Here is a 23,726-nt window from a genome sequence, read left to right on the forward strand (position 1 = left end):
GGAGCTTAGCGGGAAACGACCTTGGTATCGAACTTCACCTTGTCGTACGGCTGCTCTTTCCGTTGGCCCGCATCGTCGAAAGCGATCGTGCCCGTGGCACCGTTGTACGGAACGACCGCCTTCATCGCGGCACGAATCCTGGCAGCGTCGGCTGAACCGGCCTTGTTGATTGCCGCTGCAGCGACCATCACGCCGTCGTATGCGTAGCTTCCAAACGAGGATTTTGGAGCTTCTTTGTATTTCGCGCGGTATGCCTGCTCATAGGACTTACCACCCACGCCAATCGACGCAACTTCGAGGCCTTCTTGTCCCTGAGCGGCCTGGGGCACCGTGTCGCTTGTACACATCGTGAGGTAGATGCCATACCACTTCTGCTTGCCCAGACCCAGCTCATACGCTTCACGATTGATAGTCGCGGCCTCCTGTCCGTAGGCGGTGTAGACGTATGCCTGCGGGGATGAACGAGACATCTGCTGCAACTCGCGCCGATAGGTGGATTGTCCCTCGCTGTACAGCACTACCGACGACACTTTGCCTCCCAGTGCCTCAAAGCGCCTCTTGAATTCTGAGGCCACGCCTTGACCGTAGGAGTTGTTTGGCGCGATGAACGCAACATCCTTCAGGTTCTGGGCAAAGATGTCACCTGCAGCAAACTTCGCCGAGAGGTCATCCAATCCGATGACGCTAAACGACCCGTCGCCGATTTTGCGAACGGCCGGACTCGACGAGCCGATGTTGATGTGTACGTCACCTTGCTGAACCACGTACTCACCGACGGGAATGGAGATTCCCGATGAAAACTCGCCTATCACCACCGGAACCTTGTTCACCGACACGAGCTTTCGCGCTGAACTCAAGGCCGTTGCCGCCGTTCCGCCTGAGTCCTCGACGATGACCTGGAGCTTTTGCCCCAGCACCCCCTTGTTTGCGTTGATTTGCTCGACTGCCAGCTCCATGCCGCGCCGCTGGTCCTCGCCAACTGAGGCACTTGCTCCCGTGAGCGGCAACACCGCGCCCAGCGAGATCGTCTGCGCGACTGAAACGGTCGCAATAGAAAGCAACGCGCTCGCAACAGCGCTAATGCACAGCTCCTTCGCAAACTTCATGGTGACGCTCCTCTCAACGATGACAGTCAAACTACACAAGTGTCGACAATTTAGCGTAAAAAAACTGTGTCAATAAAAAACATCGGAAGCCGAAAGGATGCCGCCGGTCAGCCCGAGGCCGTTATGCCTCGCCAGCACAAGGCTTTCGCGGATTCTGGCATGCTTCATTCGACTCGTTCTCTGTCGCTTACGCCACCTGCGCTTGCGGGCATAGCTGCGCGAAAACGCTTTTAGACTACATGAGTGTCTACACTTTTGTATTCTGATTTTCCCCGATTCGAGGTGCATGGAATGGCTGCCAGATGCGAGCCGATTGAAGCAGATGTTTACTTTGCCATTCTGGCGAGAAAAGGCGTCTTGACCGCGTGCCACGCCAATGGTTAGCCACGAACGAACTTGGTGACGGCCTGCTACACGAGCGCGCCCGACGTCTGCGCGCCGCCGGCACTCGCTCTTCTTCACATCGCATCCGTCCACCCGATCGGCCTCGATACTTTCTGTTTCATGACAGCCGGTGTTACATTGCGGCTGCCGGCGCCCGTCAGAAACCGTGCGCGCGGCCCGGTCACCGACGCCGGACTGTCATCGAACACAACTAGAATCGCGCGATTCGCTTTCGCGCCCGTTCCGATCAGGAGACAAATCGATGAATTGCAAGCCGCTGTTCCGTTCGCTTTCCGTTGCCGCCGTATTGGGCATCGGCATCAGTCAGACAGCCCATGCTGCCGCTGAAATCCAGTTCTGGCACGCCATGGAAGCCGCGCTGGGCGAACGTCTGAACGACATCGCCAACGACTTCAACGCATCGCAAAGCGACTACAAGATCGTGCCTGTGTTCAAAGGCACCTACGACCAGACGCTGGCCGCCGGCATCGCTGCGTATCGCAGCGGCAATGCGCCGGCGATTCTTCAGGTCTACGAAGTCGGCACCGCGACGATGATGCAGGCGAAGAAGGCCGTGGTCCCAGTCACGGATGTGTTCAAACAAGCCGGCATGCCGCTCGACCAGAAGGCATTCGTGCCGACCATCGCGAGCTACTACAGCGACGCCAGAACCGGCCAGTTGATTTCGATGCCGTTCAACAGCTCGACGCCGGTGCTGTACTACAACAAGGACGCATTCAAGAAAGCCGGGCTCGACCCGAATCAGCCGCCGAAAACCTGGGCCGAATTGCAGACCGACGCGCAGAAGCTGAAAGCGTCGGGCATGGCGTGCGGTTATTCGTCGGGCTGGCAGAGCTGGATTCAACTCGAGAACTACAGCGCGTGGCATGCCGCGCCGTTCGCATCGAGGAACAATGGTTTCCAGGGCCCCGACGCCGAGCTCGAATTCAACAAGCCGCTGCAGGTCGCGCACATCCAGTTCCTGCAGAGCATGCAGAAGGACGGCACCTTCACCTACGTCGGCCGCAAGGACGAACCGATCTCGAAGTTCTATAGCGGCGACTGCGGGATCATCACGAACTCGTCAGGCTCGCTCGCCACGATCAGGAAATACGCGAAGTTCAATTTTGGCGTCGGCATGCTGCCGTACGACGCGAACGTGAAGGGCGCGCCGCAGAACGCGATCATCGGCGGTGCGAGCCTGTGGGTGTTGTCGGGCAAGGACCCGGCTGTCTACAAGGGCGTGGCGAAATTCCTCGCCTATCTGTCGTCGGCGCCGGTGGCCGCGAAGTGGCATCAGGACACCGGCTATCTGCCGATCACGACGGCCGCGTACGATCTGACCCGGCAGCAAGGCTTCTACGAGAAGAACCTCGGCAGCGACATCGCGATCCGGCAGATGCTCAACAAGCCGCCCCTGCCGTTCACGATGGGCCTGCGTCTGGGCAACATGCCGCAGATCCGCACGGTCATCGACGAAGAACTCGAACAGGTGTGGGCAGAGAAGAAGACGCCGCAACAGGCACTCGACTCGGCCGTCGCACGCGGCGACGAATTGCTGCGCCGCTTCGAGAAGGCCGGCAGCTAGCCATTCGCTAGCAGGGTTCCGGTGCGCTCGCCGGAACCCTGGTTGCAGCACACCTTGGAAATTCTCGATGGAAAAACGTTCCAGCTTCGGCACTAGCGTGCTGCCCTACCTGCTCGTCGCGCCGCAACTCGTGATTACGGCGCTGTTCTTCCTTTGGCCGGCCGGCGAGGCGCTCTGGCAATCCACGCAGAGCCAGGACGCGTTCGGCACGTCGAGCGAGTTCGTCGGACTCGCCAATTTCAGGCAGCTCCTCGCCGACCCGCTCTATCTGTCGTCGTTCAATACGACGTTGGTGTTCTGCGCGCTCGTCACAGTGTCGGGGCTTGTGATCTCACTGTTGCTGGCGGTCTGCGCCGATCGCGTGACGCGCGCCGCAAAGACTTATCAGACGCTGCTGATCTGGCCATACGCGGTCGCGCCCGCGATCGCCGCGGTGTTGTGGTCGTTCCTGTTCAACCCGAGCATCGGCCTCATCACCTACACGCTGGCGAAGTACGGCATCGTGTGGAATCACGCGCTGAACGCGGGTCAAGCGATGTTCCTGGTCGTGCTCGCGTCGGTCTGGAAACAGATCAGCTACAACTTCCTGTTCTTCTACGCGGGCTTGCAGGCGATTCCGCGCTCGCTGGTCGAAGCGGCGGCGATCGACGGCGCCGGTCCGGTGCGGCGCTTTTTCGGCATCGCGCTACCGCTGCTGTCGCCGACCAGTTTCTTCCTGCTGGTGATCAACCTCATCTACGCGTTCTTCGACACGTTCCCGGTGATCGACGCCGCGACCGGCGGTGGTCCCGCTCAGGCGACCCGCACGCTGATCTACAAGATCTTCGCCGAAGGGTTCCAGGGGCTCGATATCGGCAGCTCGGGCGCGCAGTCGGTGATCCTGATGGTGATCGTCGCCGTGTTGACGGTCGTGCAATTCCGTTTCATCGAACGCAAGGTTCAATACTCATGATCGAGAACCGCCGCGGTTTCGACCTCTTCTGCCACGCTGTGCTGATTCTCGGTGTCGTGCTGGTGGTGTTTCCCGTGTACGTCGCGTTCTGCGCGGCGACGATGAGCGAGCACGAGGTATTCAACGTGCCGCTTTCGCTCGTGCCGAGCACGCATCTGTTCGAAAACATCGCGACGATCTGGTCGCATGGCAGCGGCAACGCGGCAGCGCCGTTCGGCCGCATGCTGTTCAACAGCCTCGTGATGGCGCTGGTGATTTCGATCGGCAAGATCGCCGTCTCGATGATCTCCGCATACGCGATCGTGTTCTTTCGCTTTCCGTTGCGCAATCTCGCGTTCTGGCTGATCTTCATCACGCTGATGCTGCCGGTCGAAGTGCGGATCTTCCCGACCGTGCAAGTCGTGTCGTCGATGCATCTGAGCAATACGTACAGCGGCTTGACCTTGCCGCTGATCGCTTCGGCCACCGCGACGTTCCTGTTTCGCCAGTTCTTCATGACGCTGCCGGACGAATTGATGGAAGCGGCGCGCATCGACGGCGCGGGGGCCATGCGCTTCTTCTGGGATGTGGTGCTGCCGCTGTCCAAAACGAACATGGCCGCGTTGTTCGTGATCACCTTCATCTACGGCTGGAATCAGTACTTGTGGCCGATCCTGATCACGAGCCAGCAGTCGCTGACGACTGCCGTGATCGGCATCCGCAGCATGATCGCGTCCGGCGACACCGCGACCGAATGGCATCTCGTGATGACCGCGACGCTGCTCGCGATGCTGCCGCCGCTCGCGGTCGTGCTGACGATGCAGCGCTGGTTCGTGCGCGGACTGGTGGATTCGGAAAAGTGATCGAACTCACTTGGCGAACTCACCTGGCGATCCCACCCGGCGATCTCACCTGGGCGCGCCTCCTGCGGCATCGAAATAAACAACACTGCACACACACCGCTCACCCGGTGGCAAGCAAAAAAGGCTAAAACAGCATGGCTGCGCTGACTCTGCAAGGCGTTAAAAAAACCTACGACGGCAAACAATTCGTGCTGCACGGCATCGACGTGGATGTGGCCGATGGCGAGTTCGTCGTGATGGTCGGACCGTCCGGCTGTGGCAAGTCCACGTTGCTGCGGATGGTGGCCGGACTCGAGCGCATCTCCGAAGGCCACATTTCGATCGCCGGCAAAGTGGTCAACGCGCTGGAGCCGAAGGATCGCAACATCGCGATGGTGTTCCAGAACTACGCGCTATACCCGCATATGAGCGTGGCCGAGAACATGGGCTATGCACTGAAGATCGCGGGCGTCGGGCGGGCGCAGATTACGAAGCGCGTGCACGCCGCCGCGCAGATCCTCGAACTCGCAGCGCTGTTGCAACGCAAGCCGCGCGAGTTGTCCGGCGGGCAACGGCAGCGCGTGGCGATGGGCCGCGCGATCGTGCGCGAGCCAGCGGTGTTTCTGTTCGACGAACCGCTGTCGAATCTCGACGCGCGGTTGCGTGTGCAGATGCGCCTCGAAATCCAGCGTCTGCATGCGCGGCTTGCCACCACGAGTCTGTACGTGACGCACGATCAGATCGAAGCGATGACGCTGGCGCAGCGCGTGATCGTGATGAACAAGGGCCACGCCGAACAGATCGGCGCACCGACCGAGGTCTATGAACGGCCGGCCACAGTGTTCGTCGCGAGCTTCATCGGCTCGCCGGGGATGAACCTGCTGGAAGGCCGCGTGTCGGACGACGGCGCCAGCTTCGAGGTCGCCGGCAACGGTCCGAAATTGCCTCTGACGGGCGTCGCATCGATCGGCCGGGAAGTCGTCAAAGGACGCGCATGGACGCTCGGCATTCGCCCCGAGCACATGAGCCCGGCTCAGCCGGACACACCGCACGCGACGCTCACCGTCGACTCCTGCGAACTGCTCGGCGCCGACAATCTCGCGCACGGCCGCTGGGGCAAGCACGATGTGACGGTGCGATTGCCGCACGCGCATCGGCCCGCGGCGGGCGAAGCGCTGCAGGTGGCGCTGCCCGCGCGGCATCTGCACTTCTTCGATCCCGCGACGGGACTGCGCGCGAACTGAGGCACGGCGGCAACACGCCTGCGGCACGCAGGCGTGGCGGCCTGGCTTTGAAGACGCATCGGCCGGCGCGCGAACCGACTCCCTCTGCCGCCCACCCCCGCCCCGAAGTACAATGCCACCTGAACCAACCGCCCGCGTGCGGTGCATCGTTAAACTCGATGCCGCGCCGGCCGGCGCCAGGCGCTCCGCCTGGCCCCAACACCGACTACCCATCCACCACGATCGCCCGCCCCCCGCGCGGCCGGCGTCGTCAACGTCTATAGCAAGCAAATGGCCCAATACGTCTTCACCATGAACCGGGTCGGCAAGATCGTGCCGCCCAAGCGTCAAATCCTCAAGAACATCTCGCTATCGTTTTTCCCTGGCGCGAAGATCGGCCTGCTCGGCCTGAACGGCTCGGGCAAGTCGACGCTGATCCGCATCATGGCTGGTGTGGACAAGGACATCGAAGGCGAAGCCACGCCGATGCCGAACCTGAACATCGGCTATCTGCCGCAGGAACCGCAGCTCGATCCGCAAAAGACGGTGCGTGAAGCGGTCGAAGAAGGTCTCGGCGACGTGTTCAACGCGCACAAGAAGCTCGACGAAATCTACGCGGCCTACGCCGAGCCGGATGCCGACTTCGACGCGCTCGCCGCCGAACAGGCGAAGTACGAAGCGATCCTCGCCACCTCGGACGGCGGCAGCGCCGAGCAGCAGATCGAAATCGCCGCCGACGCACTGCGCCTGCCGGCCTGGGACGCGAAGGTCGAGCATCTGTCGGGCGGCGAAAAACGCCGTGTCGCGCTGTGCAAGCTACTGCTCGAGAAGCCGGACATGCTGCTGCTCGACGAGCCGACCAACCACCTGGATGCGGAATCGGTCGACTGGCTCGAACAGTTCCTCACGCGCTTCCCAGGCACCGTGGTCGCCGTGACTCACGATCGCTACTTCCTCGATAACGCCGCCGAGTGGATTCTCGAACTCGACCGCGGCGAAGGCATTCCGTGGAAGGGCAACTACAGCAGCTGGCTCGATCAGAAGGAAGAACGCCTGAAGCAGGAAGAGTCGTCGGAATCGGCGCGTCAGAAGGCGATCAAGAAGGAACTGGAGTGGGTGCGCCAGAACCCGAAGGGCCGTCAGGCGAAGTCGAAGGCGCGTATCGCCCGCTTCGAGGAGCTGAACAGCCAGGACTATCAGAAGCGCAACGAAACGCAGGAAATCTTCATTCCGGTCGGCGACCGCCTCGGCAATGAAGTGATCGAGTTCAAGAACGTCAGCAAGTCGTATGGCGACCGCCTGCTGCTGGACAACGTGAGCTTCAAGATTCCGGCGGGCGCGATCGTCGGCATCATCGGGCCGAACGGCGCCGGCAAGTCGACGCTGTTTCGCATGCTGACCGGCCGCGAGCAGCCGGATTCGGGCGAGATCGTGCAAGGCCCGACCGTCAAGCTCGCTTACGTGGACCAGAGCCGCGACGCGCTGGACGGCTCGAAGACCGTGTTCGAGGAAATCTCCGGCGGTGCGGACGTGCTGACGGTCGGCAAGTACGAAACGCCGTCGCGTGCGTATATCGGCCGCTTCAACTTCAAGGGCGGCGATCAGCAGAAGAATGTCGGCAACCTGTCGGGTGGCGAGCGCGGCCGGCTGCACCTGGCCAAGACGCTGATCGCAGGCGGCAACGTGCTGCTGCTGGACGAACCGTCCAACGACCTCGACGTCGAAACGCTGCGCGCGCTCGAAGACGCCCTGCTCGAGTTCGCGGGTTCGGTGCTGGTGATCTCGCACGATCGCTGGTTCCTCGACCGGATCGCGACGCACATCCTGGCGTTCGAAGGCGATTCGCAAGTCACGTTCTTCGACGGCAACTACCAGGAATACGAAGCGGACAAACGCACGCGTCTCGGTGAAGAGGGTGCGCGTCCGAAGCGTCTGCGCTATAAGCCGATCACGCGGTAAGTGCGAAGTCCCGCGGCTTGCCGGGTGGGCCGGTGGCCGCGCGGGTGACTGTCGATGCGGTCGCTTGCCTTGCATTGGCGCAGCGGACACGCAGTGGGTGCGAGGTGGTCGCGCTGTGGTCGCACTGGGGTCACGCTGTGGTCTGTGGTCATGCTGTGGTGGTCACGCTGTGGTCTGTGGTCGCGCTGTGGTCGCGCTGTGGCGACAGCGTGGCCAGTAAGGCACAAGCAGTAGGCTCGAAACGGTCCGAGAGGTCTGGGCCATCCGGCCAAACGCTGGCGCGAACCACGCAGCGGCGTCGCACGAATGGCTATGCGCGGCTATAAACAGCTAACGCCCCGCACGCCGTTAGATCGGACTCGCGCTCAGACCGGCAGCCCCAACTCGCGCAGCTTCGCTTCGGTCTGCGCGGCGCCAGTGTGATGCACGCCCTGCCAGCCAAGCGCGGTGGCGGCTTGCGCGTTCTTCGGGTTGTCGTCGATGAAGACGAGTTCGGCCGGCTGGATGCCCGGCATTTGCGCTTCGATTCGCTGAAGCATCGCCGCGAAGATCGCCGGGTCGGGCTTTACCAGTTTCACCTGTCCCGACACGACGATGTCGCGAAACCGCCGCAACACCGGGTAATGCTCCCACGCGTACGGAAAGGTTTCCGCCGACCAGTTGGTCAGCCCGAAGAGCGGCACGTCGGCGGCTTCGAGCTTTTCCATGATCGCGACACCGTCTTCCAGCACGCCAGCCACCATCTCGTGCCAGCGCTCGTAGAACGCGCGGATCAGCGCCGCGTGCTCGGGAAACTTCGCGACCAGTTCATCGGTGGCCTCGACGATCGGCTGGCCCCCGTCCTGACGGACCACCCAGTCCATCGAGCAGACGTGCGTCAGAAACCAGCGGCGCTCGCCTTCGTCGGGGATCAGCTCGCGATACAGATACTCAGGACTCCAATCGATCAGCACACCGCCGAAATCGAACACGACTGCCTTGATAGCCATGCGCTCTCCGTTAGCAAAGTGCTTGCCGCACTCAGATGGCTTGCGTGCGCAACTCCAGCCACGCCTTCGCGTCGCCTGACACGTGCGGCGACAGGCGCGTGCGCACCGTCTCGTGATACGCGTTGAGCCACGCGCGCTCGTCGTCGCGCAACAGGGAAAGGTCGAGACAGCGGGTGTCGATCGGGCACAGCGTCAACGTTTCGAACTTGAGGAAGTCGCCGAACTCCGTTTTCCCGGCGGGGACGTTCAGCACGAGATTCTCGATCCGCACGCCCCACTTGCCCGGCCGGTAAAGGCCCGGCTCGTTCGACGTGATCATGCCTTCTTCCATCGCGGTCCACGGTTCGGCCGGCGCGTAGTGCGAGATCACCTGCGGGCCTTCATGCACGTTCAGGAAGTAGCCCACCCCGTGACCGGTGCCGTGGCCGTAATCGGCGCCGGCTTCCCAGATCGGCGCGCGGGCGATCGCGTCGAGCATCGGCGAACGGATGCCACGCGGAAATTGTGCGCGCGACAAAGCGATCATGCCCTTGAGCACGGTCGTGAAATCGCGCCGCTGGGCGTCGCTGGGAGTGCCGATCGGCACGACCCGCGTGATGTCGGTCGTGCCGCTCACGTACTGCGCACCGGAATCGATCAGCAGCAGACCGTTGCCCTCGATCACCGAATGCGATTCCTCCGTCGCGCGGTAGTGCGGCATCGCGCCGTTCGCGTTGAAACCCGCAATCGTTGCGAAGCTCAGCGAGACGAAACCCGGACGGCGCGCACGGGCTGCCGTCAGGCGTTCGTCGATGGTCAGCTCGGTGATCGTCTCGCGGCCCAGCGCGCTTTCGAACCACGCGAAGAATTCGGCCAGCGCCGCGCCGTCCTGTTCCATCGTGTCGCGCACATGCGCGGCTTCAGCCGCGGTCTTGCACGACTTGAGGAACGTCGACGGGTTGACGGCCTCGACCACCTTGACCGTCGACGGCACCGATTGCAGCAGGCCATAGGTGACGCGGCGCGGGTCGATCAGCAGCGTGCTGCCGGCGGGCAGCGCGGCGAGCGCGTCCGCCGCCTTCGCGTACGGCTCGACGCGGATGCCGTCGCGCGCCAGCGCATCGGTCAGCGCTTGCGGCACCTTGCCGTCGGCGACGAAGAGCGACACGTGATCGACACCGATCAGCGCGTGTGCGACGAACACCGGGTTGTAGCTGACGTCGGCGCCGCGCAGGTTCAGGAGCCACGCGAGGTCGTCGAGCGTGGAGACGAAGTGCCATTGCGCGCCGATGTCCGCCATCGCGCGACGAATCTGCGCCAGCTTGTCCGCGCGAGCGACGCTCGCATGCGGCGCGGCGTGTTCGAACACGACCGCCTCCGGCAGCGACGGACGCTGCGGCCAGATCGCTTCGATCAGATCGACGTCAGTGCGCAATTGCACGCCGCGCACCCTGAGCGCCTCGCTCAATGCGCGCGCCGCCGCCACGCCGAGCACGGCGCCGTCCACACCGACGGTGCCGCCCCGCGCCACGTGCTGCGCGAGCCACTCGACATGCGGCGCGGTCTGCTGCCCGCCGGTCATCTTCATCAATTGCACGCCGGTGCCGGCCAGTTGCGCATTGGCCTGCTCCCAATAGCGGCTGTCCGTCCAGAGACCCGCGAAGTCTGCAGTCACGACCAGCGTGCCGGCCGAACCGGTAAAACCGGACAGCCACTGCCGGCCTTGCCAGCGTCCCGGCAGATACTCGGACAGATGCGGGTCCGCGGACGGCACAAGACAGGCGGCGACGCCTTCGCGGGCCATCGCGTTGCGCAAGCTCGCGAGCCGTTCGGGAATGGAGGAAGTTTCGGGGAGTCGGACATTCATTGGAGTCACCTGCAAAGATTCATCGACGGGAAAGCAAGCCGACCGTCACGGCGACGACGACCAACGCGACGGCCGTGCATACGGGCCACTCGAGCATTTCGCCATCATGAAAGAGACCGGTTACATTGCCGGCCATGCGCGCAACAGTCGCGCCGAGCACGCCGGTCAGCAACGCCCACCACCAGCGGACGCGGCTCGAACGGCACAGCGGATGCAGCCACCAGCCCGCGAAACCAATCGCCGCACCCAACACGATGATACCGGGCCACCCCATCAGCAGTCGGTCCCGCGCATTTTAGGATTCGTCTTATAGGCGCAAAGGACCAAGACAGCTAGCATTTTTGCCTCATTAACTAAAGAAGTTCAGCACGGCGCTTTCCGCATAGCGGTTGAGTTTAGGGGCCGGGGTAGTGTTAGGCAAGCTGCAGGCCTCACGAAAGAACCCGTTTCCCGGTCGTTGCCAGGCTGAAACCGCTCCATGCGAATCGCCCTCATCGAGCCGGACGTGCGACACGCCAAACTGGTCGACCGGCTGATCTTCGCCGGCGGACATGTGTGCCGGCACTTCACCACCAGCGCCCCGTTCCTGCAGCAGGCCGTGGACGAGTTCTTCGATCTTCTGATCACCGCCGGCTGGGCCGGCGATCATCCCGCCGAAGACGTGATCCCGCACGCCCGTGCAATCCTGCCAGGCTTGCCGGTCATCGTGATGATGTCCGCGCCGCGCGAAAGCCAGATCGTCGCTGCACTTCATGCCGGTGCCGACGACTGCCTGAGCAAACCGGTCCGCGGTCCTGAAATGCTGGCCCGGGTCGAAGCGCTGGTGCGCCGCGCGGGCCTGCGGCGGCCGGCCAACCGGCGGCACGATGTGATCGGCGGCTATGCATTCGACGCGGCTCACTTCGCGGTCAGCTTCCGCGATGTGACCGTGATCCTCACGCCCAAGGAATTCCGCCTCGCCCTGCTGCTGTTCAACAATCTGGCGCGCCCGGTATCGCGCGCACATATTCTCGAGACCGTCTGGGCCCGTCGCCGCGACGTAAGGTCGCGTACCATCGGCACCCACGTTTCGCGCGTGCGCAGCAAACTGCAGCTGCGCCCCGAACTGGGCTACTGCCTGACACCGGTGTACGGCTACGGCTACCAGCTCGACGCGATCCCGCAGGAAGCCGCCGTGCAAACCGGGTAACGCGTGCAGGATGTGAGAATCGTGGAAACGCTATAATATTGCGCTAAACCATAGCTCCCCCAAATGCAGCTTCTAACGATCGGAATCAATCACCACACCGCGCCTGTCGCCTTGCGCGAACGCGTGGCGTTTCCGCTCGAACAGATCAAGCCTGCACTGGACACGTTCAAAAGCGTCTGGCCTGTCCGTACGGCCCGCACCGCGCCGGAAGCAGCGATCCTGTCCACCTGCAACCGCACCGAACTCTACTGCGTCACCGACGAGCACGCCGCACGCGAAGCCGCGATCCAGTGGTTTTCGAGGTACCACAATCTGCCCATCGACGAACTCGCGCCGCACGTCTATGCGCTGCCGCAGTCGGAAGCCGTGCGCCATGCGTTTCGCGTCGCGTCCGGGCTCGATTCGATGGTGCTGGGCGAAACGCAAATCGTCGGGCAAATGAAGGATGCGGTGCGTACCGCGTCCGAAGCCGGTGCGCTCGGCACCTATCTGAACCAGTTGTTCCAGCGCACCTTCGCCGTCGCCAAGGAAGTGCGCAGCACCACCGAAATCGGCGCGCAGTCGGTTTCGATGGCGGCGGCCGCAGTTCGGCTCGCCCAGCGGATTTTCGACAAGGTCTCGAACCAGCGCGTGCTGTTCATCGGCGCGGGCGAAATGATCGAGTTGTGCGCGACGCACTTCGCCGCGCAGCAGCCGCGTGAACTCGTGGTCGCCAACCGCACGGCCGAGCGCGGCTCGCGGCTCGCCGAGCGCTTCAACGGCCGGGCCATTCCACTGTCGGAACTGCCGGCGCGGATGCATGAATTCGACATCATCGTGTCGTGCACCGCTTCCACGCTGCCGATCATCGGTCTGGGCGCGGTCGAGCGGGCCGTGAGAGCACGCCGTCACCGGCCGATTTTCATGGTCGATCTGGCGGTGCCGCGCGATATCGAGCCAGAAGCCGGCCAGCTCGAAGACGTCTTCCTGTACACCGTCGACGACCTCGGCGCGATCGTGCGCGAAGGCAACGCGTCACGGCAAGCCGCGGTCGCGCAGGCCGAAACGATCATCGAAACGCGCGTGCAGAATTTCATGCAATGGCTCGACACGCGCAGCATCGTTCCGGTCATCCGCCACATGCATACGCAGGCCGACGTGCTGCGGCGCGCTGAACTCGAACGCGCGCAGAAAATGCTGGCGCGCGGCGACGACCCGGCCGCTGTACTCGACGCGCTGTCGCAGGCGCTCACCAACAAGCTGATCCACGGTCCGACGCACGCGCTCAATCGCGCGAGCAGCGAGAATCGTGACACGCTCATCGAACTGATGAGCGGTTTCTACAAACACTCCGGTTCCACCGAGCGTTAGCGGCGTCGCCAGCGCCGCGCGGTCCGCGCCACTCGCAAGTGGCCCACGCCGCGCTTCTGACCTGGGCAGCCGCCCATCCCCTAGTTGCCGTCCTTGCCGGAGCCCGCTCCGATACCCGTCCGATGAAAACGAGCATGCAACGCAAGCTCGACCAGCTCACCACCCGGCTGGCCGAACTGAACGACCTGTTGAGCCGCGAGGACATCACCTCGAATCTCGATCAATACCGCAAGCTCACGCGCGAGCATGCGGAGCTTGGGCCGGTGGTCGAGCATTACGCGCTATGGCGTCAGGCGATGACCGACGCGGATACCGCGCAGGAACTGCTGGCGGATGCGTCGATGCGCGATTTCGCGGAAGAGGAAATCCGCGCGGCGCGTGAGCGCATGGACACGCTCGGCGCCGAGTTGCAGAAAATGCTGCTGCCGAAAGACCCGAACGACGACCGCAACATTTTCGTCGAAATCCGCGCTGGGACGGGCGGCGACGAGTCCGCGCTGTTCGCGGGCGACCTGCTGCGCATGTACCTGCGCTTTGCCGAGCGCAATCGCTGGCAGGTCGAAATGATGTCCGCGAGCGAGTCGGATCTCGGCGGCTACAAGGAAGTGATCGTGCGGATCGCCGGCGAAGCCGCGTATTCGAAGCTCAAGTTCGAGTCCGGCGGACATCGCGTGCAGCGCGTGCCGGCGACCGAAACCCAAGGGCGCATTCACACGTCGGCCTGCACGGTCGCGGTGATGCCGGAAGCGGACGAAATCGGCGAAGTCGAAATCAATCCGGCCGATCTGCGCATCGACACATTCCGCGCGTCCGGCGCGGGCGGCCAGCACATCAATAAGACAGACTCCGCGGTGCGGGTCACGCACCTGCCGACCGGCATCGTCGTCGAATGTCAGGACGACAGGTCGCAGCACAAGAACAAGGATCGCGCGCTGAAGGTGCTCGCCGCGCGCATCAAGGACAAGCAGTCGCACGAGCAGCAGGCGAAGGAAGCCGCCACGCGCAAGAACCTGATCGGCTCGGGCGACCGTTCGGAGCGCATCCGCACCTACAACTTCCCGCAAGGGCGCCTGACCGATCACCGGATCAACCTGACGCTGTATCGCCTGGACGCAATCATGGACGGCGATCTCGACGAACTGATCGCGGCGCTCGTCAGCGAGCATCAGGCCGAGTTGCTCGCTTCGCTGGGCGACGCGGACTGACGCGCCGATAACACCCGCCATGCCGGCCATTCCTACGCCCACCACGCCAACCACGCCCGCCGCGCTGTTGCGCGCGTCGCCGCTGCCGCTGCTCGAAGCGCGGATTCTGCTCACGCATGTACTCGGCTGGCGACACACGCAGTTGATCACACGCGGCGATGAACCGCTCGAACGAACCAGCGTCGAGCGTTATCAGGCGCTGGAAGCGCGGCGCATCGCGGGGGAGCCGGTGGCGCAACTGGTCGGCGCGCGGGAGTTTTTCGGGCTGGATTTCGAAGTCACGCCGCACGTGCTGATTCCGCGGCCCGAAACCGAATTGCTGGTGGAAACCGCTCTGGCGACACTGGAACACATCTCGCGGCCGCGCGTGCTCGATCTCGGTACGGGCACCGGCGCGATTGCGGTGGCAATTGCGTCGATGCGGCCCGACGCGCGGGTCTGGGCCCTCGATCGCTCGGCCGAAGCGCTGGCGGTGGCCACCCGCAACGCCGCTCGCCTGCTGGATGCGAAACGCCCGGGCGGCGCCGTCGCGTTGACGCGAAGTGACTGGTACGACTCGCTCGACGCCACGCTGCGCTTCGACGTGATCGTCAGCAATCCGCCGTACATCGCGAGCGGCGATCCGCATCTGGCGCAAGGCGATCTGCGCTTCGAGCCGCGCGGCGCGCTTACCGACGAAGCCGACGGCCTCAGCGCGATCCGGGAGATCGTCGCCGGCGCGCCCGCACGCCTCGTCAGCAATGGTGTCTTGTGGATCGAGCACGGCTACGATCAGGCCGAAGCCGTGCGCGCGCTATTCAGCGCGCAAGGTTTCGCGCAGGTACGCTCGGCACGCGATCTCGCTGGAATCGAACGGATCAGCGGCGGGCGACTCGCCGGCTAGCCAGGTCGCGCAGCCTGAATACCCATGGCCGACGCATGGTCGCGCCCATCGTCGATAGGCGGACCAAAGCGGACAAACACGGGGACAAAGACCGACGAAGCGGCCCCGGCCTTCCGTACCGAAATCCGCTATCATTTCAGCCTATTCCCCACACATCACCGAACCGCAAGGTCAGTCATGGATACGCAACAACGCATCAAGCAAATCGTCGACGAAAACAACGTCGTCCTCTTCATGAAGGGCACCGCCCAGTTTCCGATGTGCGGCTTCTCGGGCCGCGCCATTCAGATCCTGAAGGCGTGTGGCGTCAGTGATATCAAGACCGTCAACGTGCTCGAAGACGACGACGTGCGCCAGGGCATCAAGCAGTTCTCGAACTGGCCGACCATTCCGCAGCTCTACGTGAAGGGCGAATTCATCGGCGGTTCGGACATCATGATGGAAATGTACGAATCGGGCGAACTGCAGCAACTGTTCGCCGCGGCCTGAGCGGCCCACGGTTCGAACCTTTGCTTCCCAAGGCGCCGCGAGCCATGGAAACACGCGCTGCGGCGCCACGCCGGCTGATCGTCGCGATCACCGGCGCGAGCGGCGCCATTTACGGCATCCGACTGCTGGAGACGTTGCGCAGACTAGGCGGCGTCGAGAGCCATTTGCTGATTTCGAGCGCCGGCTGGCTCAATATCCAGCATGAGCTTCAGTTGGGCAAAGAGGACGTGCATCCGCTCGCGGATGTCGTCCATTCGGTGCGCGACGTCGGCGCCAGCATCGCGTCCGGCTCGTTTGCCACCGACGGCATGGTGATCGCCCCCTGCTCGATGAAGACGCTCGCTAGCGTCGCACATGGTTTCTCCGACAACCTGATCACGCGCGCCGCCGACGTCACGCTCAAAGAGCGCCGCCGCCTCGTGCTGCTCGTGCGCGAAACGCCGTTCAACCTCGCGCATCTGCGCAATATGACGGCCGTCACCGAAATGGGTGGCGTGATCTTTCCGCCGCTGCCCGCGTTCTACAACCAACCCGCCACCATCGACGAGATGGTCGATCACACCGTGGCGCGCGTGCTCGATCTGTTCGCGCTTGGGCCGGCTTTGTCGCCCGCGTGGTCGGGATTGCGCGACGCGCAGGAGTAGCGCGCGGTATCGCACTACGCGTCGCGGTATCGCATTACGCGCCGCGGTATCGCGTTATGCGTTTCTATCCGCGAAGTTTCTATCCCCGAATACACGCTCAATTAATAACAGCAGCGACACAATCAATTCCGTTTCCGCCCGTTTATCAAATGGAAGTGCGGACCTATATTGATACCAACCCAACCTATTTCGCCGCGCCCTTGCGGCGGCGCTGCTGCCATGAATCGTCTGCCTTCGCTTTTCCTGTCCCACGGCGCGCCCACGCTGCCGATCGATCCATCGATGCCGTCCGCGGAATTCGGCGCGCTCAGCGCACAGCTGCCGCGTCCGCAAGCCGTGCTGATGCTGTCGGCCCACTGGGGCACCGCGCAGCCGATCGCGAGCATCGCCACGGCGCCGGAAACCATCCACGATTTTTATGGCTTTCCGCGCCAGTTGTATGAAATCCAGTACCCTGCTCCGGGCGCGCCCGATGTCGCGCGCCGCGCCGCCGCGCTGCTCGCGCACAGCGGCATCGTCGCGGATGTCGAGCCGCACGGGCTCGATCACGGCGCGTGGGTGCCGTTGCTGCTGATGTTCCCCCATGCCGACGTGCCGGTCGCGCAGCTGTCGATCCAGCCGCACAAGGACGCCGCGCATCACTTCCGCGTCGGCCGCGCGCTGCGCTCGCTGCAGGACGAAGGCGTGATGGTGATCGGCTCCGGCCAGATCACGCACAACCTGCGCGCCGCCGATTTCTCGGCGCGCCCGGAAGACGCCGATCCGCGTGTCGCCGAATTCACCGACTGGTTCGAGGCCCGGCTCGCCGCGCATGACATCGACGCGCTGCTCGATTACCGCCGGCAGGCCCCGCACGCGGTGCTGATGCACCCGACCGACGAGCATCTGCTGCCCGTATTCGCCGCCTTGGGCGCGGCGGACGACGATTATTCGCTGGCCGTCCAGTCGCTCGGGACGTACCAGCGCTCGCTCGCGATGACCAACTACGTATTCGGCACCGCCTGATTCCGCGCTGACACGCGGCCCCACCCAACACCTGGCCATCAACAAAAAGCCCGCCTGAGCAATCAGGCGGGCTTTCTTTTATTCCGGACCACGCGTGATCCGGTTGAAACTCAGCGCGCGCTTAATGCACGCCGATGCCTTCGAGCACTTCGTCGTGGACCTCGCGCTCGTCCAGGTACTCAGAGCGGTAGCCGCTATTCACGCCCCAGTAATAGAACACCAGCGAGAACGCGATCACCACCAGCATGTCCCACCCGTACGGCAGGATGCCGTAGCCGCCAAACTGCTTGCTGCCGATCAGCGACAGAAGCGCCATGATCGGCAGGTAGGCGACCATCCACCACGCCGCCTTCAGATCGCGGCCCCAGCCGGCGAAGCCCGACTTCGCCTGGAAGTAGAAGTACACCGGCAATGCGACAACCATCAGCAGAATGATTTCGCCGGTGAGCGGCCACCTGGCCCAGTACAGGATCAACGACGCGCACACGAACGCGAACGGCGCGATCACCTTCATGCCGCCGATGTTCAGCGGCCGCTCCAGATCCGTCGCCGCGCGGCGCAAGGCCATCAGGCTGATCGGACCGGTCAGGTACGAGATCACGGTCGCGACCGAGATCACCGCCGCCAGCGCACTCCAGCCGCGGAAGAAGAACAGGAAAATGAACGACACCAGCAGGTTGAACCACATCGCCTGGCGCGGCACGCCATAGAACGGGTGCACGTTGCCGAACATCTTCGGCATCGTGTTGTTACGCTCCATCGCGTAGATCATGCGGGTGGTGGTCGCCATATAGGTCGTACCGGTGCCGCTCGGGCTGACAAATGCGTCGACATACAACAGGATCGCCAGCCAGTTCAGATTCAGCGCGATCGCCAGTTCCGCGAACGGCGAAGCGAAGTTGAAGTGGCTCCAGCCTTTCATCACGTCGCTCGGATTCACCGCGCCGATATACGCGATCTGCAGCAGCACGTAGATCACCAGCGCGAGCAGGATCGAACCGATCACCGCGAACGGCACGCTCCTGGCCGGATTGCGCGCTTCACCGGCGAGGTTGACCGGGCTCTGGAAACCGTTGAATGCGAACACGATGCCGCTCGTGGCCACCGCCGTCAGCACCGAAGACCAGCCGTACGGCGCGAACGTACTCACTTCGCCGAAGTTCTCCCTATGGAAGCCCGTCGCCATCAAGCCGATGATCGTCGCGCCGGGGATCAGGAACTTGAAGATCGTGATCGCCGAATTGGCGCGTGCGAACAGCTTCACGCCCCAGTAGTTCAACAGGAAGTAAATGATCACCAGCACGGCGGACAGCAATAGCCCGTTGGTGGTCAATGATCCGTCGACGAACAGCGCATGCGCCCATGGGTAGGGCCACGTGCTCATGTATTGAATGGATGCCTCCGCTTCGATCGGAATCACCGAAACGATCGCGATCCAGTTGGCCCACGCGCTGATGAAGCCCACCAGCGCACCGTGCGAATAGCGCGCATACCGCACCATCCCGCCGGATTCCGGGAACATCGCGCCCAGCTCAGCGTAGGTCAATGCAATCGCGAGAATCACGACCGCGCCGATGATCCATGCGCAGATAGCGGCCGGACCGGCGATTTTTGCGGCCTTCCACGCGCCGAACAGCCAGCCCGATCCGATGATCGAGCCGAGGCCGGTCAGCAACAGCGCGAACGGCCCAATGTTCCGTTGTATAGAACTTTTCACATCTTCTCCTAAATCAAAACCACGTCGGCACCGCGTGACATCGCTTGTGGCGTTGGAGACGGGTGACGCGCATGCATGCGCGGCGGTTGCCCTGCTTGAGTGCAACCGGACGCGCGGCGCGTAGTTTAACGGTTGCACCGTCCGGCTGCAGCGAAACCAAGGGTTATCCCTAGCAAAAACTTCTGGTGAATGGCAAGCTTTGTAAGCAAAAATTGCACATTCGAGCCAAAAACTCGTAAAGATTTGACGCAGGTGTTGACCTTCGAGCGAAATCGCCGTATAACGTTCGGGCAGGATTTCAAGTGGCGAGTGAATTGGTCTTTCGTAGTTCGCCCATCAACGGTACTCCGGTTGGTCCCATTACCCCTTCCTTGATTTTCATGCACTCTCTGGGCTTCGGCCTTATTTACCATTTTTAGGAATAAGTAATATGGAAACCGGTACCGTCAAGTGGTTCAATGACGCAAAGGGCTTTGGCTTCATCACGCCGGACGGCGGTGGCGAAGATCTGTTCGCGCATTTCTCGGAAATCCGCACGGAAGGCTTCAAGACGCTGCAAGAAAACCAAAAGGTTACGTTTGAAGTGAAGACGGGCCCGAAGGGCAAGCAAGCTGCTAACATCAAGCCGGTGTAAGCAACTCGCTTCCTTCTGGACGCAAAAAAACCCCGCCTCGGCGGGGTTTTTTTATTTGCATAACAACTGAATAGGTCGATTATCTTCGCAATATGCGGCCGATTAATTGATTGGTTATCCGAACAGACGCCGGGCGTGAATGCCGAGTCCCGTTGCAACGCTGGCGAGACGATCGCCGAATACCGCTTTGGCATCCGGAAATGCAGCCGCAAGGGCGCCGGATAGAAACGCCAGACCGGTCGAGCCGCCGGTAAAGTAAATCGCACCGACGTTGCGCGCAGCGACACCGGCCAACTGCACCGTGTCGCGTGCCGCCTGCACGATGCGCTGCGTTTCATCCTGACCCGCCTCGATGAGCTGAGCTTCATCGAACGCGAGGCGCAGGTCGTCTTCCACTTCGTCGAGATCGATCACGGTCTCGCCGCCCGCCGCCACGCCGATCTTCGCCTCTTCCGCATGCGCCGCCAGCGCGTGCCCGAGACGCCGCTCCACCACGCGCATCAGACGGTCGTGGTGCTTGACATCGGTAAACAGGTGCCGCATCAGCGCGAGTTCGCTGACGCGCTTCGGCGCATAGACGGTGTTGATCAGATGCCAGGTCGCCAGATCGAAATAGATCCGGTTCGGGATCTCACGCCCCTCTGGATCGAGCGTCTGATAGCCAAGTTCGCGCATGATCGTCGACAGTTCTACGCGGCGGTCGAAATCCGTGCCCGCGACGTGCACCCCATGGTGAGCCAGCACGTCATCCTTGCGCTCGACGCGCTTCATCCTGTCCGGCCCCACCCGCACCAGCGAAAAGTCCGACGTACCGCCGCCGATGTCGGCCACCAGCACGAGTCCTTCTTCTGTCAGATGCGATTCGTAGTCGAACGCGGCCGCGATCGGCTCATACTGAAAGTGAATGTCCCGCAGACCAACCGATCGCGCGGCGGCTTCCAATTGCTGCTGCGCCATCCGATCGGCGCGCGGGTCGTCGTCGACGAAAAACACCGGGCGGCCCAACACGGCGCGCTCGATCGCGCCACCGGCGCTTTTTTCGGCCGCGCGCTTCAGGTGATCGACGAAAATGGCGATGACATCCGTGTACTTGATCGCGGAGCCGTCGCCCAGATCGGTGGTGTTCTCGGCGAGCGGCGAGCCGAGAATGCTTTTCATTGAACGCATCAGGCGGCCGTCGAAGCCGTCGATGTAAGCCGCCAGCGCCGCCCGGCCGAATTCGCGCGTGTCTTCGTCGGTATTGAAGAAGACGGAAGTCGGCAGCGTCGTATAAGCGCCCTCGACGGGGGCGAGCTTCAGCAGAGCGCCGTCGGGAACGGCCACGGCCGAGTTGGAAGTACCAAAGTCAATCGCGCAATAGTTCATGGCAGGAATCGCCGCTCACGGCTGGCGCGGACAGAAGGGGGAGCGGCTTTGTATCACGAAAGCTCAATTGGCTCAACTCGCGCTATCGGGACGGCCGCGACATCGCCGAATGGCACTCGACGGAACGAAGATTGCTTTTTCGCACAGGATACGCCGACAAATTTCGAGATCAGGAGACTTTCAGCAATGAGCGCGCCGCCAACTACCGCCGTCCACGAAAAAAACGCCACCCTGTTCGAAACGGACCTGCCCTCGCGGCTCGACCGCCTGCCGTGGGGCCGCTTTCATTCGCTGATCGTCGTGGCACTGGGCGTGACATGGCTGCTCGACGGTCTGGAAGTGACGCTGGCGGGCGCCGTCGCGAGCGCGTTGAAGTCCAGCCCGTCGTTGCGCTTTTCCAACGCCGACGTGGGTCTTGCGGGCAGCGCGTATATCGCCGGCGCAGTGCTCGGTGCGCTCGGTTTCGGCTGGCTGACCGACCGGCTGGGGCGCCGCAAGCTGTTTTTCATCACGCTCGCCATTTATCTCGCCGCCACCGCGGCGACCGCGCTGTCGTGGAATCTGGCCAGCTTCCTGCTGTTTCGTTTCCTGACCGGCGCGGGCATCGGCGGCGAATACACGGCGATCAATTCGACGATCCAGGAGTTCACACCGGCTCGTGTGCGCGGCTGGACCGATCTTGGCATCAACGGCACCTTCTGGGTCGGCGCGGCGCTCGGCGCAGCCGGCTCGCTAGTGCTGCTGGACCCGCAGCTGCTGCCGACCGACTGGGGTTGGCGCGCATGCTTCTTCATCGGCGCAGTGCTGGCGCTGGGGATTTTGCCGATGCGCATCTGGCTGCCCGAAAGCCCGCGCTGGCTGCTGACACACGGCCACGAGCACCACGCGCGCTCGATCGTCGAAGGAATCGAGACGCGCTTTCGCAACGAAGGCCACGCCCTGTCCGACGACAACCTCACGCAACTCCGGTTGCGCGCCCGCCGACACACGCCGCTGCGCGAGGTATTCCACACGCTCTTCAACGCGCACCGGCGTCGCTCGCTAGTCGGCCTCACGCTGATGACCGCGCAGGCCTTCTTCTACAACGCGATTTTCTTCACCTATGCGCTCGTGCTCACCGATTTCTATCAGGTGCCGGGCGATCACATCGGCTGGTATCTGCTGCCCTTCGCGCTTGGTAACTTTCTCGGACCGCTGGTGCTCGGCCGCTTCTTCGACGTGATTGGCAGGCGCAAGATGATCGCCGGGACTTACTGTATGTCCGCGGTCCTGCTGACACTGAGCGGCTACCTGTTCGAGCAGCAACTGCTCACCGTCGTCACCCAGACGATTTCGTGGATGGTGATTTTCTTCTTCGCGTCGGCGGCGGCCAGTTCGGCGTACCTGACGGTCAGTGAGTCGTTTCCGCTCGAAATCCGCGCGCTGGCGATTGCCGTCTTCTACGCATTCGGCACCGCGCTTGGCGGTATCGTCGGGCCGGCGTTCTTCGGCCGGCTGATCGACACGCATCAGCGCAGCGAAGTGTTTTCGGGCTATCTGGTGGGCTCGGCGCTGATGTTCGGGGCGGCCGTGGTCGCGGCGATCTGGGGCGTGGATGCGGAGCGCAAACCGCTCGAGCACGTGGCGAGGCCGCTATCGAGCGTCCTGGACGACGCGGAATAAAAAAATGCGCGGTGCAGGCAGCGGGCCGCGCGTTTTTTCCTGGTTTTTCCCCGCTTTTTTGCGTGTTACGGGCAGCGGGCGCCGCGAGCCGCTCAGAACGCTTTTTTCCAGCCGCCGCCGTATGCGATATCGGCGAGCGGCAAACGCTGGCGCACCGATTTCTCGCGCTCGCGCAGCACTGGATCCAGCTTGTCGACCTCGCCATAGTGGCCGAGCGAAATGATCGCAATCACTTCGACGTCGTCCGGCAGCGCAAATGCCCTACGGAACGCGTTCACGTCGAACCCGCTCATCTGGTGCGCGGCAAGCCCGAGCGCATGCGCCTGCAACACTAGCGCCATCGCCGCGGCGCCCGCATCGTACGGCGCGCAGCGGTTCACTTCACCCTTGCTGGTCAGCGTGTGTGCGGTCACGGCGATCAGCACCGGCGCGCGTGCATTCCAGCCCTGGTTGAACGGCACCAGCGTCGCGAACGCCTGCTTGAACGTGATTTCATCGACGCTGCGATCGAATACGACGAAACGCCACGGCTGCGCGTTATAGGACGACGGCGCCCAGCGCGCCGCCTCGAGCACGGCACGCAGATGCTCGCGGCTCACCGGCTCGCTCGAATAGGCGCGCGGGCTCCAGCGGCCGGCAATCAGTTCGTGAATGGCAACTTCAGTAGGGGCGGGTTTGTGGGTCATGCGCGTCTCTCGGTCGAATTTATGAACGG

At 63.1% G+C, this 23,726-nt stretch carries 21 protein-coding genes; 14 read left to right on the forward strand and 7 right to left on the reverse strand.

Annotation, left to right across the window (positions count from 1 at the left end):
• Positions 1-5 precede the first annotated feature (5 nt).
• Positions 6-1,106, reverse strand: a complete 1,101-nt coding sequence (locus tag BN2475_RS03870; protein WP_094778396.1) for an ABC transporter substrate-binding protein — start codon at positions 1,104-1,106, stop codon at positions 6-8.
• Between the two features lie 646 nt (positions 1,107-1,752).
• Between BN2475_RS03870 and ugpB the strand changes: the two genes are divergently transcribed.
• The 5 genes from ugpB (at position 1,753) to ettA (ending at position 8,033) form a co-directional block, all read left to right on the forward strand.
• The gene (gene ugpB / locus BN2475_RS03875) at positions 1,753-3,078 is read left to right on the forward strand and encodes a sn-glycerol-3-phosphate ABC transporter substrate-binding protein UgpB (protein ID WP_094778267.1); all 1,326 of its coding nucleotides are present in this window, start codon (positions 1,753-1,755) and stop codon (positions 3,076-3,078) included.
• A 67-nt stretch (positions 3,079-3,145) separates the two neighbouring features.
• Entirely contained in the window at positions 3,146-4,030 is an 885-nt protein-coding gene (ugpA, locus tag BN2475_RS03880; RefSeq protein ID WP_094778268.1) for a sn-glycerol-3-phosphate ABC transporter permease UgpA, read from the forward strand.
• Complete coding sequence (gene ugpE / locus BN2475_RS03885; RefSeq protein ID WP_094778269.1) at positions 4,027-4,872, forward strand: sn-glycerol-3-phosphate ABC transporter permease UgpE; 846 nt, start codon at positions 4,027-4,029, stop codon at positions 4,870-4,872. The genes ugpA and ugpE overlap by 4 nt, the downstream gene beginning before the upstream one ends.
• 134 nt (positions 4,873-5,006) lie before the next feature.
• The gene (locus BN2475_RS03890; RefSeq protein ID WP_094778270.1) at positions 5,007-6,095 is read left to right on the forward strand and encodes a sn-glycerol-3-phosphate import ATP-binding protein UgpC; all 1,089 of its coding nucleotides are present in this window, start codon (positions 5,007-5,009) and stop codon (positions 6,093-6,095) included.
• Positions 6,096-6,365: 270 nt separating this feature from the next.
• Positions 6,366-8,033: an energy-dependent translational throttle protein EttA gene (gene ettA, locus BN2475_RS03895; RefSeq protein WP_094778271.1), complete on the forward strand. Its 1,668-nt coding sequence runs from the start codon at positions 6,366-6,368 to the stop codon at positions 8,031-8,033.
• A gap of 365 nt (positions 8,034-8,398) precedes the next feature.
• Here the strand turns inward: ettA and BN2475_RS03900 are convergent, their stop codons facing one another.
• Genes BN2475_RS03900 through BN2475_RS03910 form a run of 3 tightly spaced genes read right to left on the reverse strand, consistent with a single transcriptional unit; the run spans position 8,399 to position 11,142 of the window.
• Positions 8,399-9,022, reverse strand: a complete 624-nt coding sequence (locus tag BN2475_RS03900) for an HAD family hydrolase (protein ID WP_094778272.1) — start codon at positions 9,020-9,022, stop codon at positions 8,399-8,401.
• Positions 9,023-9,053: 31 nt separating this feature from the next.
• A complete protein-coding gene (locus BN2475_RS03905; protein ID WP_094778273.1) occupies positions 9,054-10,868 on the reverse strand; it encodes an aminopeptidase P family protein in 1,815 nt (604 codons plus the stop codon).
• Between the two features lie 19 nt (positions 10,869-10,887).
• Positions 10,888-11,142 (reverse strand): hypothetical protein, encoded by a 255-nt coding sequence (locus BN2475_RS03910; protein ID WP_094778274.1) that lies wholly within the window; start codon positions 11,140-11,142, stop codon positions 10,888-10,890.
• Between the two features lie 204 nt (positions 11,143-11,346).
• Between BN2475_RS03910 and BN2475_RS03915 the strand changes: the two genes are divergently transcribed.
• The 7 genes from BN2475_RS03915 (at position 11,347) to BN2475_RS03945 (ending at position 17,633) form a co-directional block, all read left to right on the forward strand.
• Positions 11,347-12,057: a response regulator transcription factor gene (locus BN2475_RS03915; RefSeq protein WP_094778275.1), complete on the forward strand. Its 711-nt coding sequence runs from the start codon at positions 11,347-11,349 to the stop codon at positions 12,055-12,057.
• A 63-nt stretch (positions 12,058-12,120) separates the two neighbouring features.
• On the forward strand, positions 12,121-13,407 hold the full coding sequence (gene hemA, locus BN2475_RS03920) for a glutamyl-tRNA reductase (RefSeq protein WP_094778276.1): 1,287 nt from the start codon (positions 12,121-12,123) through the stop codon (positions 13,405-13,407).
• A 122-nt stretch (positions 13,408-13,529) separates the two neighbouring features.
• Entirely contained in the window at positions 13,530-14,612 is a 1,083-nt protein-coding gene (gene prfA, locus BN2475_RS03925; RefSeq protein WP_094778277.1) for a peptide chain release factor 1, read from the forward strand.
• A gap of 19 nt (positions 14,613-14,631) precedes the next feature.
• Positions 14,632-15,495 carry a peptide chain release factor N(5)-glutamine methyltransferase gene (gene prmC, locus BN2475_RS03930; RefSeq protein WP_094778278.1) on the forward strand — a complete coding sequence of 288 codons (864 nt, stop codon included), beginning with the start codon at positions 14,632-14,634 and terminating at the stop codon, positions 15,493-15,495.
• A 177-nt stretch (positions 15,496-15,672) separates the two neighbouring features.
• The gene (gene grxD / locus BN2475_RS03935; protein ID WP_094778279.1) at positions 15,673-15,984 is read left to right on the forward strand and encodes a Grx4 family monothiol glutaredoxin; all 312 of its coding nucleotides are present in this window, start codon (positions 15,673-15,675) and stop codon (positions 15,982-15,984) included.
• Between the two features lie 44 nt (positions 15,985-16,028).
• Positions 16,029-16,628 carry a UbiX family flavin prenyltransferase gene (locus BN2475_RS03940; RefSeq protein WP_094778280.1) on the forward strand — a complete coding sequence of 200 codons (600 nt, stop codon included), beginning with the start codon at positions 16,029-16,031 and terminating at the stop codon, positions 16,626-16,628.
• A 219-nt stretch (positions 16,629-16,847) separates the two neighbouring features.
• Positions 16,848-17,633 carry a DODA-type extradiol aromatic ring-opening family dioxygenase gene (locus BN2475_RS03945; protein WP_094778281.1) on the forward strand — a complete coding sequence of 262 codons (786 nt, stop codon included), beginning with the start codon at positions 16,848-16,850 and terminating at the stop codon, positions 17,631-17,633.
• A gap of 121 nt (positions 17,634-17,754) precedes the next feature.
• Here the strand turns inward: BN2475_RS03945 and BN2475_RS03950 are convergent, their stop codons facing one another.
• On the reverse strand, positions 17,755-19,350 hold the full coding sequence (locus tag BN2475_RS03950; protein WP_094778282.1) for an APC family permease: 1,596 nt from the start codon (positions 19,348-19,350) through the stop codon (positions 17,755-17,757).
• A 430-nt stretch (positions 19,351-19,780) separates the two neighbouring features.
• On the opposite strand from BN2475_RS03950, the gene BN2475_RS03955 reads away from it, so the two are divergent.
• Positions 19,781-19,984, forward strand: coding sequence for a cold-shock protein (locus BN2475_RS03955; RefSeq protein ID WP_007180251.1), 204 nt, complete (start codon positions 19,781-19,783; stop codon positions 19,982-19,984).
• A 114-nt stretch (positions 19,985-20,098) separates the two neighbouring features.
• On the opposite strand, the gene BN2475_RS03960 is transcribed toward BN2475_RS03955, so the two are convergent.
• Positions 20,099-21,349, reverse strand: a complete 1,251-nt coding sequence (locus BN2475_RS03960) for an Hsp70 family protein (protein ID WP_094778283.1) — start codon at positions 21,347-21,349, stop codon at positions 20,099-20,101.
• Between the two features lie 186 nt (positions 21,350-21,535).
• Between BN2475_RS03960 and BN2475_RS03965 the strand changes: the two genes are divergently transcribed.
• Positions 21,536-23,011 (forward strand): MFS transporter, encoded by a 1,476-nt coding sequence (locus BN2475_RS03965; protein WP_094778284.1) that lies wholly within the window; start codon positions 21,536-21,538, stop codon positions 23,009-23,011.
• A 92-nt stretch (positions 23,012-23,103) separates the two neighbouring features.
• On the opposite strand, the gene BN2475_RS03970 is transcribed toward BN2475_RS03965, so the two are convergent.
• Positions 23,104-23,697 (reverse strand): nitroreductase family protein, encoded by a 594-nt coding sequence (locus BN2475_RS03970; protein ID WP_094778285.1) that lies wholly within the window; start codon positions 23,695-23,697, stop codon positions 23,104-23,106.
• Between the last annotated feature and the right edge of the window lie 29 nt (positions 23,698-23,726).

Origin of the sequence: Paraburkholderia ribeironis, from assembly GCF_900019265.1 — a bacterium.
Classification (GTDB): domain Bacteria; phylum Pseudomonadota; class Gammaproteobacteria; order Burkholderiales; family Burkholderiaceae; genus Paraburkholderia; species Paraburkholderia ribeironis.

Excerpts from the sequence above, each read along its gene's own strand:
- BN2475_RS03915 (WP_094778275.1), top strand. The coding sequence starts at position 11,347 with ATGCGAATCGCCCTCATCGAGCCGGACGTGCGACACGCCAAACTGGTC.
- ugpA (WP_094778268.1), top strand. The coding sequence starts at position 3,146 with ATGGAAAAACGTTCCAGCTTCGGCACTAGCGTGCTGCCCTACCTGCTC.
- ettA (WP_094778271.1), top strand. The coding sequence starts at position 6,366 with ATGGCCCAATACGTCTTCACCATGAACCGGGTCGGCAAGATCGTGCCG.
- BN2475_RS03890 (WP_094778270.1), top strand. The coding sequence starts at position 5,007 with ATGGCTGCGCTGACTCTGCAAGGCGTTAAAAAAACCTACGACGGCAAA.
- prmC (WP_094778278.1), top strand. The coding sequence starts at position 14,632 with ATGCCGGCCATTCCTACGCCCACCACGCCAACCACGCCCGCCGCGCTG.
- ugpB (WP_094778267.1), top strand. The coding sequence starts at position 1,753 with ATGAATTGCAAGCCGCTGTTCCGTTCGCTTTCCGTTGCCGCCGTATTG.
- hemA (WP_094778276.1), top strand. The coding sequence starts at position 12,121 with ATGCAGCTTCTAACGATCGGAATCAATCACCACACCGCGCCTGTCGCC.
- prfA (WP_094778277.1), top strand. The coding sequence starts at position 13,530 with ATGAAAACGAGCATGCAACGCAAGCTCGACCAGCTCACCACCCGGCTG.
- BN2475_RS03970 (WP_094778285.1), bottom strand. The coding sequence starts at position 23,697 with ATGACCCACAAACCCGCCCCTACTGAAGTTGCCATTCACGAACTGATT.
- BN2475_RS03965 (WP_094778284.1), top strand. The coding sequence starts at position 21,536 with ATGAGCGCGCCGCCAACTACCGCCGTCCACGAAAAAAACGCCACCCTG.
- grxD (WP_094778279.1), top strand. The coding sequence starts at position 15,673 with ATGGATACGCAACAACGCATCAAGCAAATCGTCGACGAAAACAACGTC.
- BN2475_RS03900 (WP_094778272.1), bottom strand. The coding sequence starts at position 9,022 with ATGGCTATCAAGGCAGTCGTGTTCGATTTCGGCGGTGTGCTGATCGAT.
- BN2475_RS03945 (WP_094778281.1), top strand. The coding sequence starts at position 16,848 with ATGAATCGTCTGCCTTCGCTTTTCCTGTCCCACGGCGCGCCCACGCTG.
- BN2475_RS03870 (WP_094778396.1), bottom strand. The coding sequence starts at position 1,106 with ATGAAGTTTGCGAAGGAGCTGTGCATTAGCGCTGTTGCGAGCGCGTTG.
- BN2475_RS03940 (WP_094778280.1), top strand. The coding sequence starts at position 16,029 with ATGGAAACACGCGCTGCGGCGCCACGCCGGCTGATCGTCGCGATCACC.
- BN2475_RS03910 (WP_094778274.1), bottom strand. The coding sequence starts at position 11,142 with ATGGGGTGGCCCGGTATCATCGTGTTGGGTGCGGCGATTGGTTTCGCG.
- BN2475_RS03960 (WP_094778283.1), bottom strand. The coding sequence starts at position 21,349 with ATGAACTATTGCGCGATTGACTTTGGTACTTCCAACTCGGCCGTGGCC.
- ugpE (WP_094778269.1), top strand. The coding sequence starts at position 4,027 with ATGATCGAGAACCGCCGCGGTTTCGACCTCTTCTGCCACGCTGTGCTG.
- BN2475_RS03955 (WP_007180251.1), top strand. The coding sequence starts at position 19,781 with ATGGAAACCGGTACCGTCAAGTGGTTCAATGACGCAAAGGGCTTTGGC.
- BN2475_RS03905 (WP_094778273.1), bottom strand. The coding sequence starts at position 10,868 with ATGAATGTCCGACTCCCCGAAACTTCCTCCATTCCCGAACGGCTCGCG.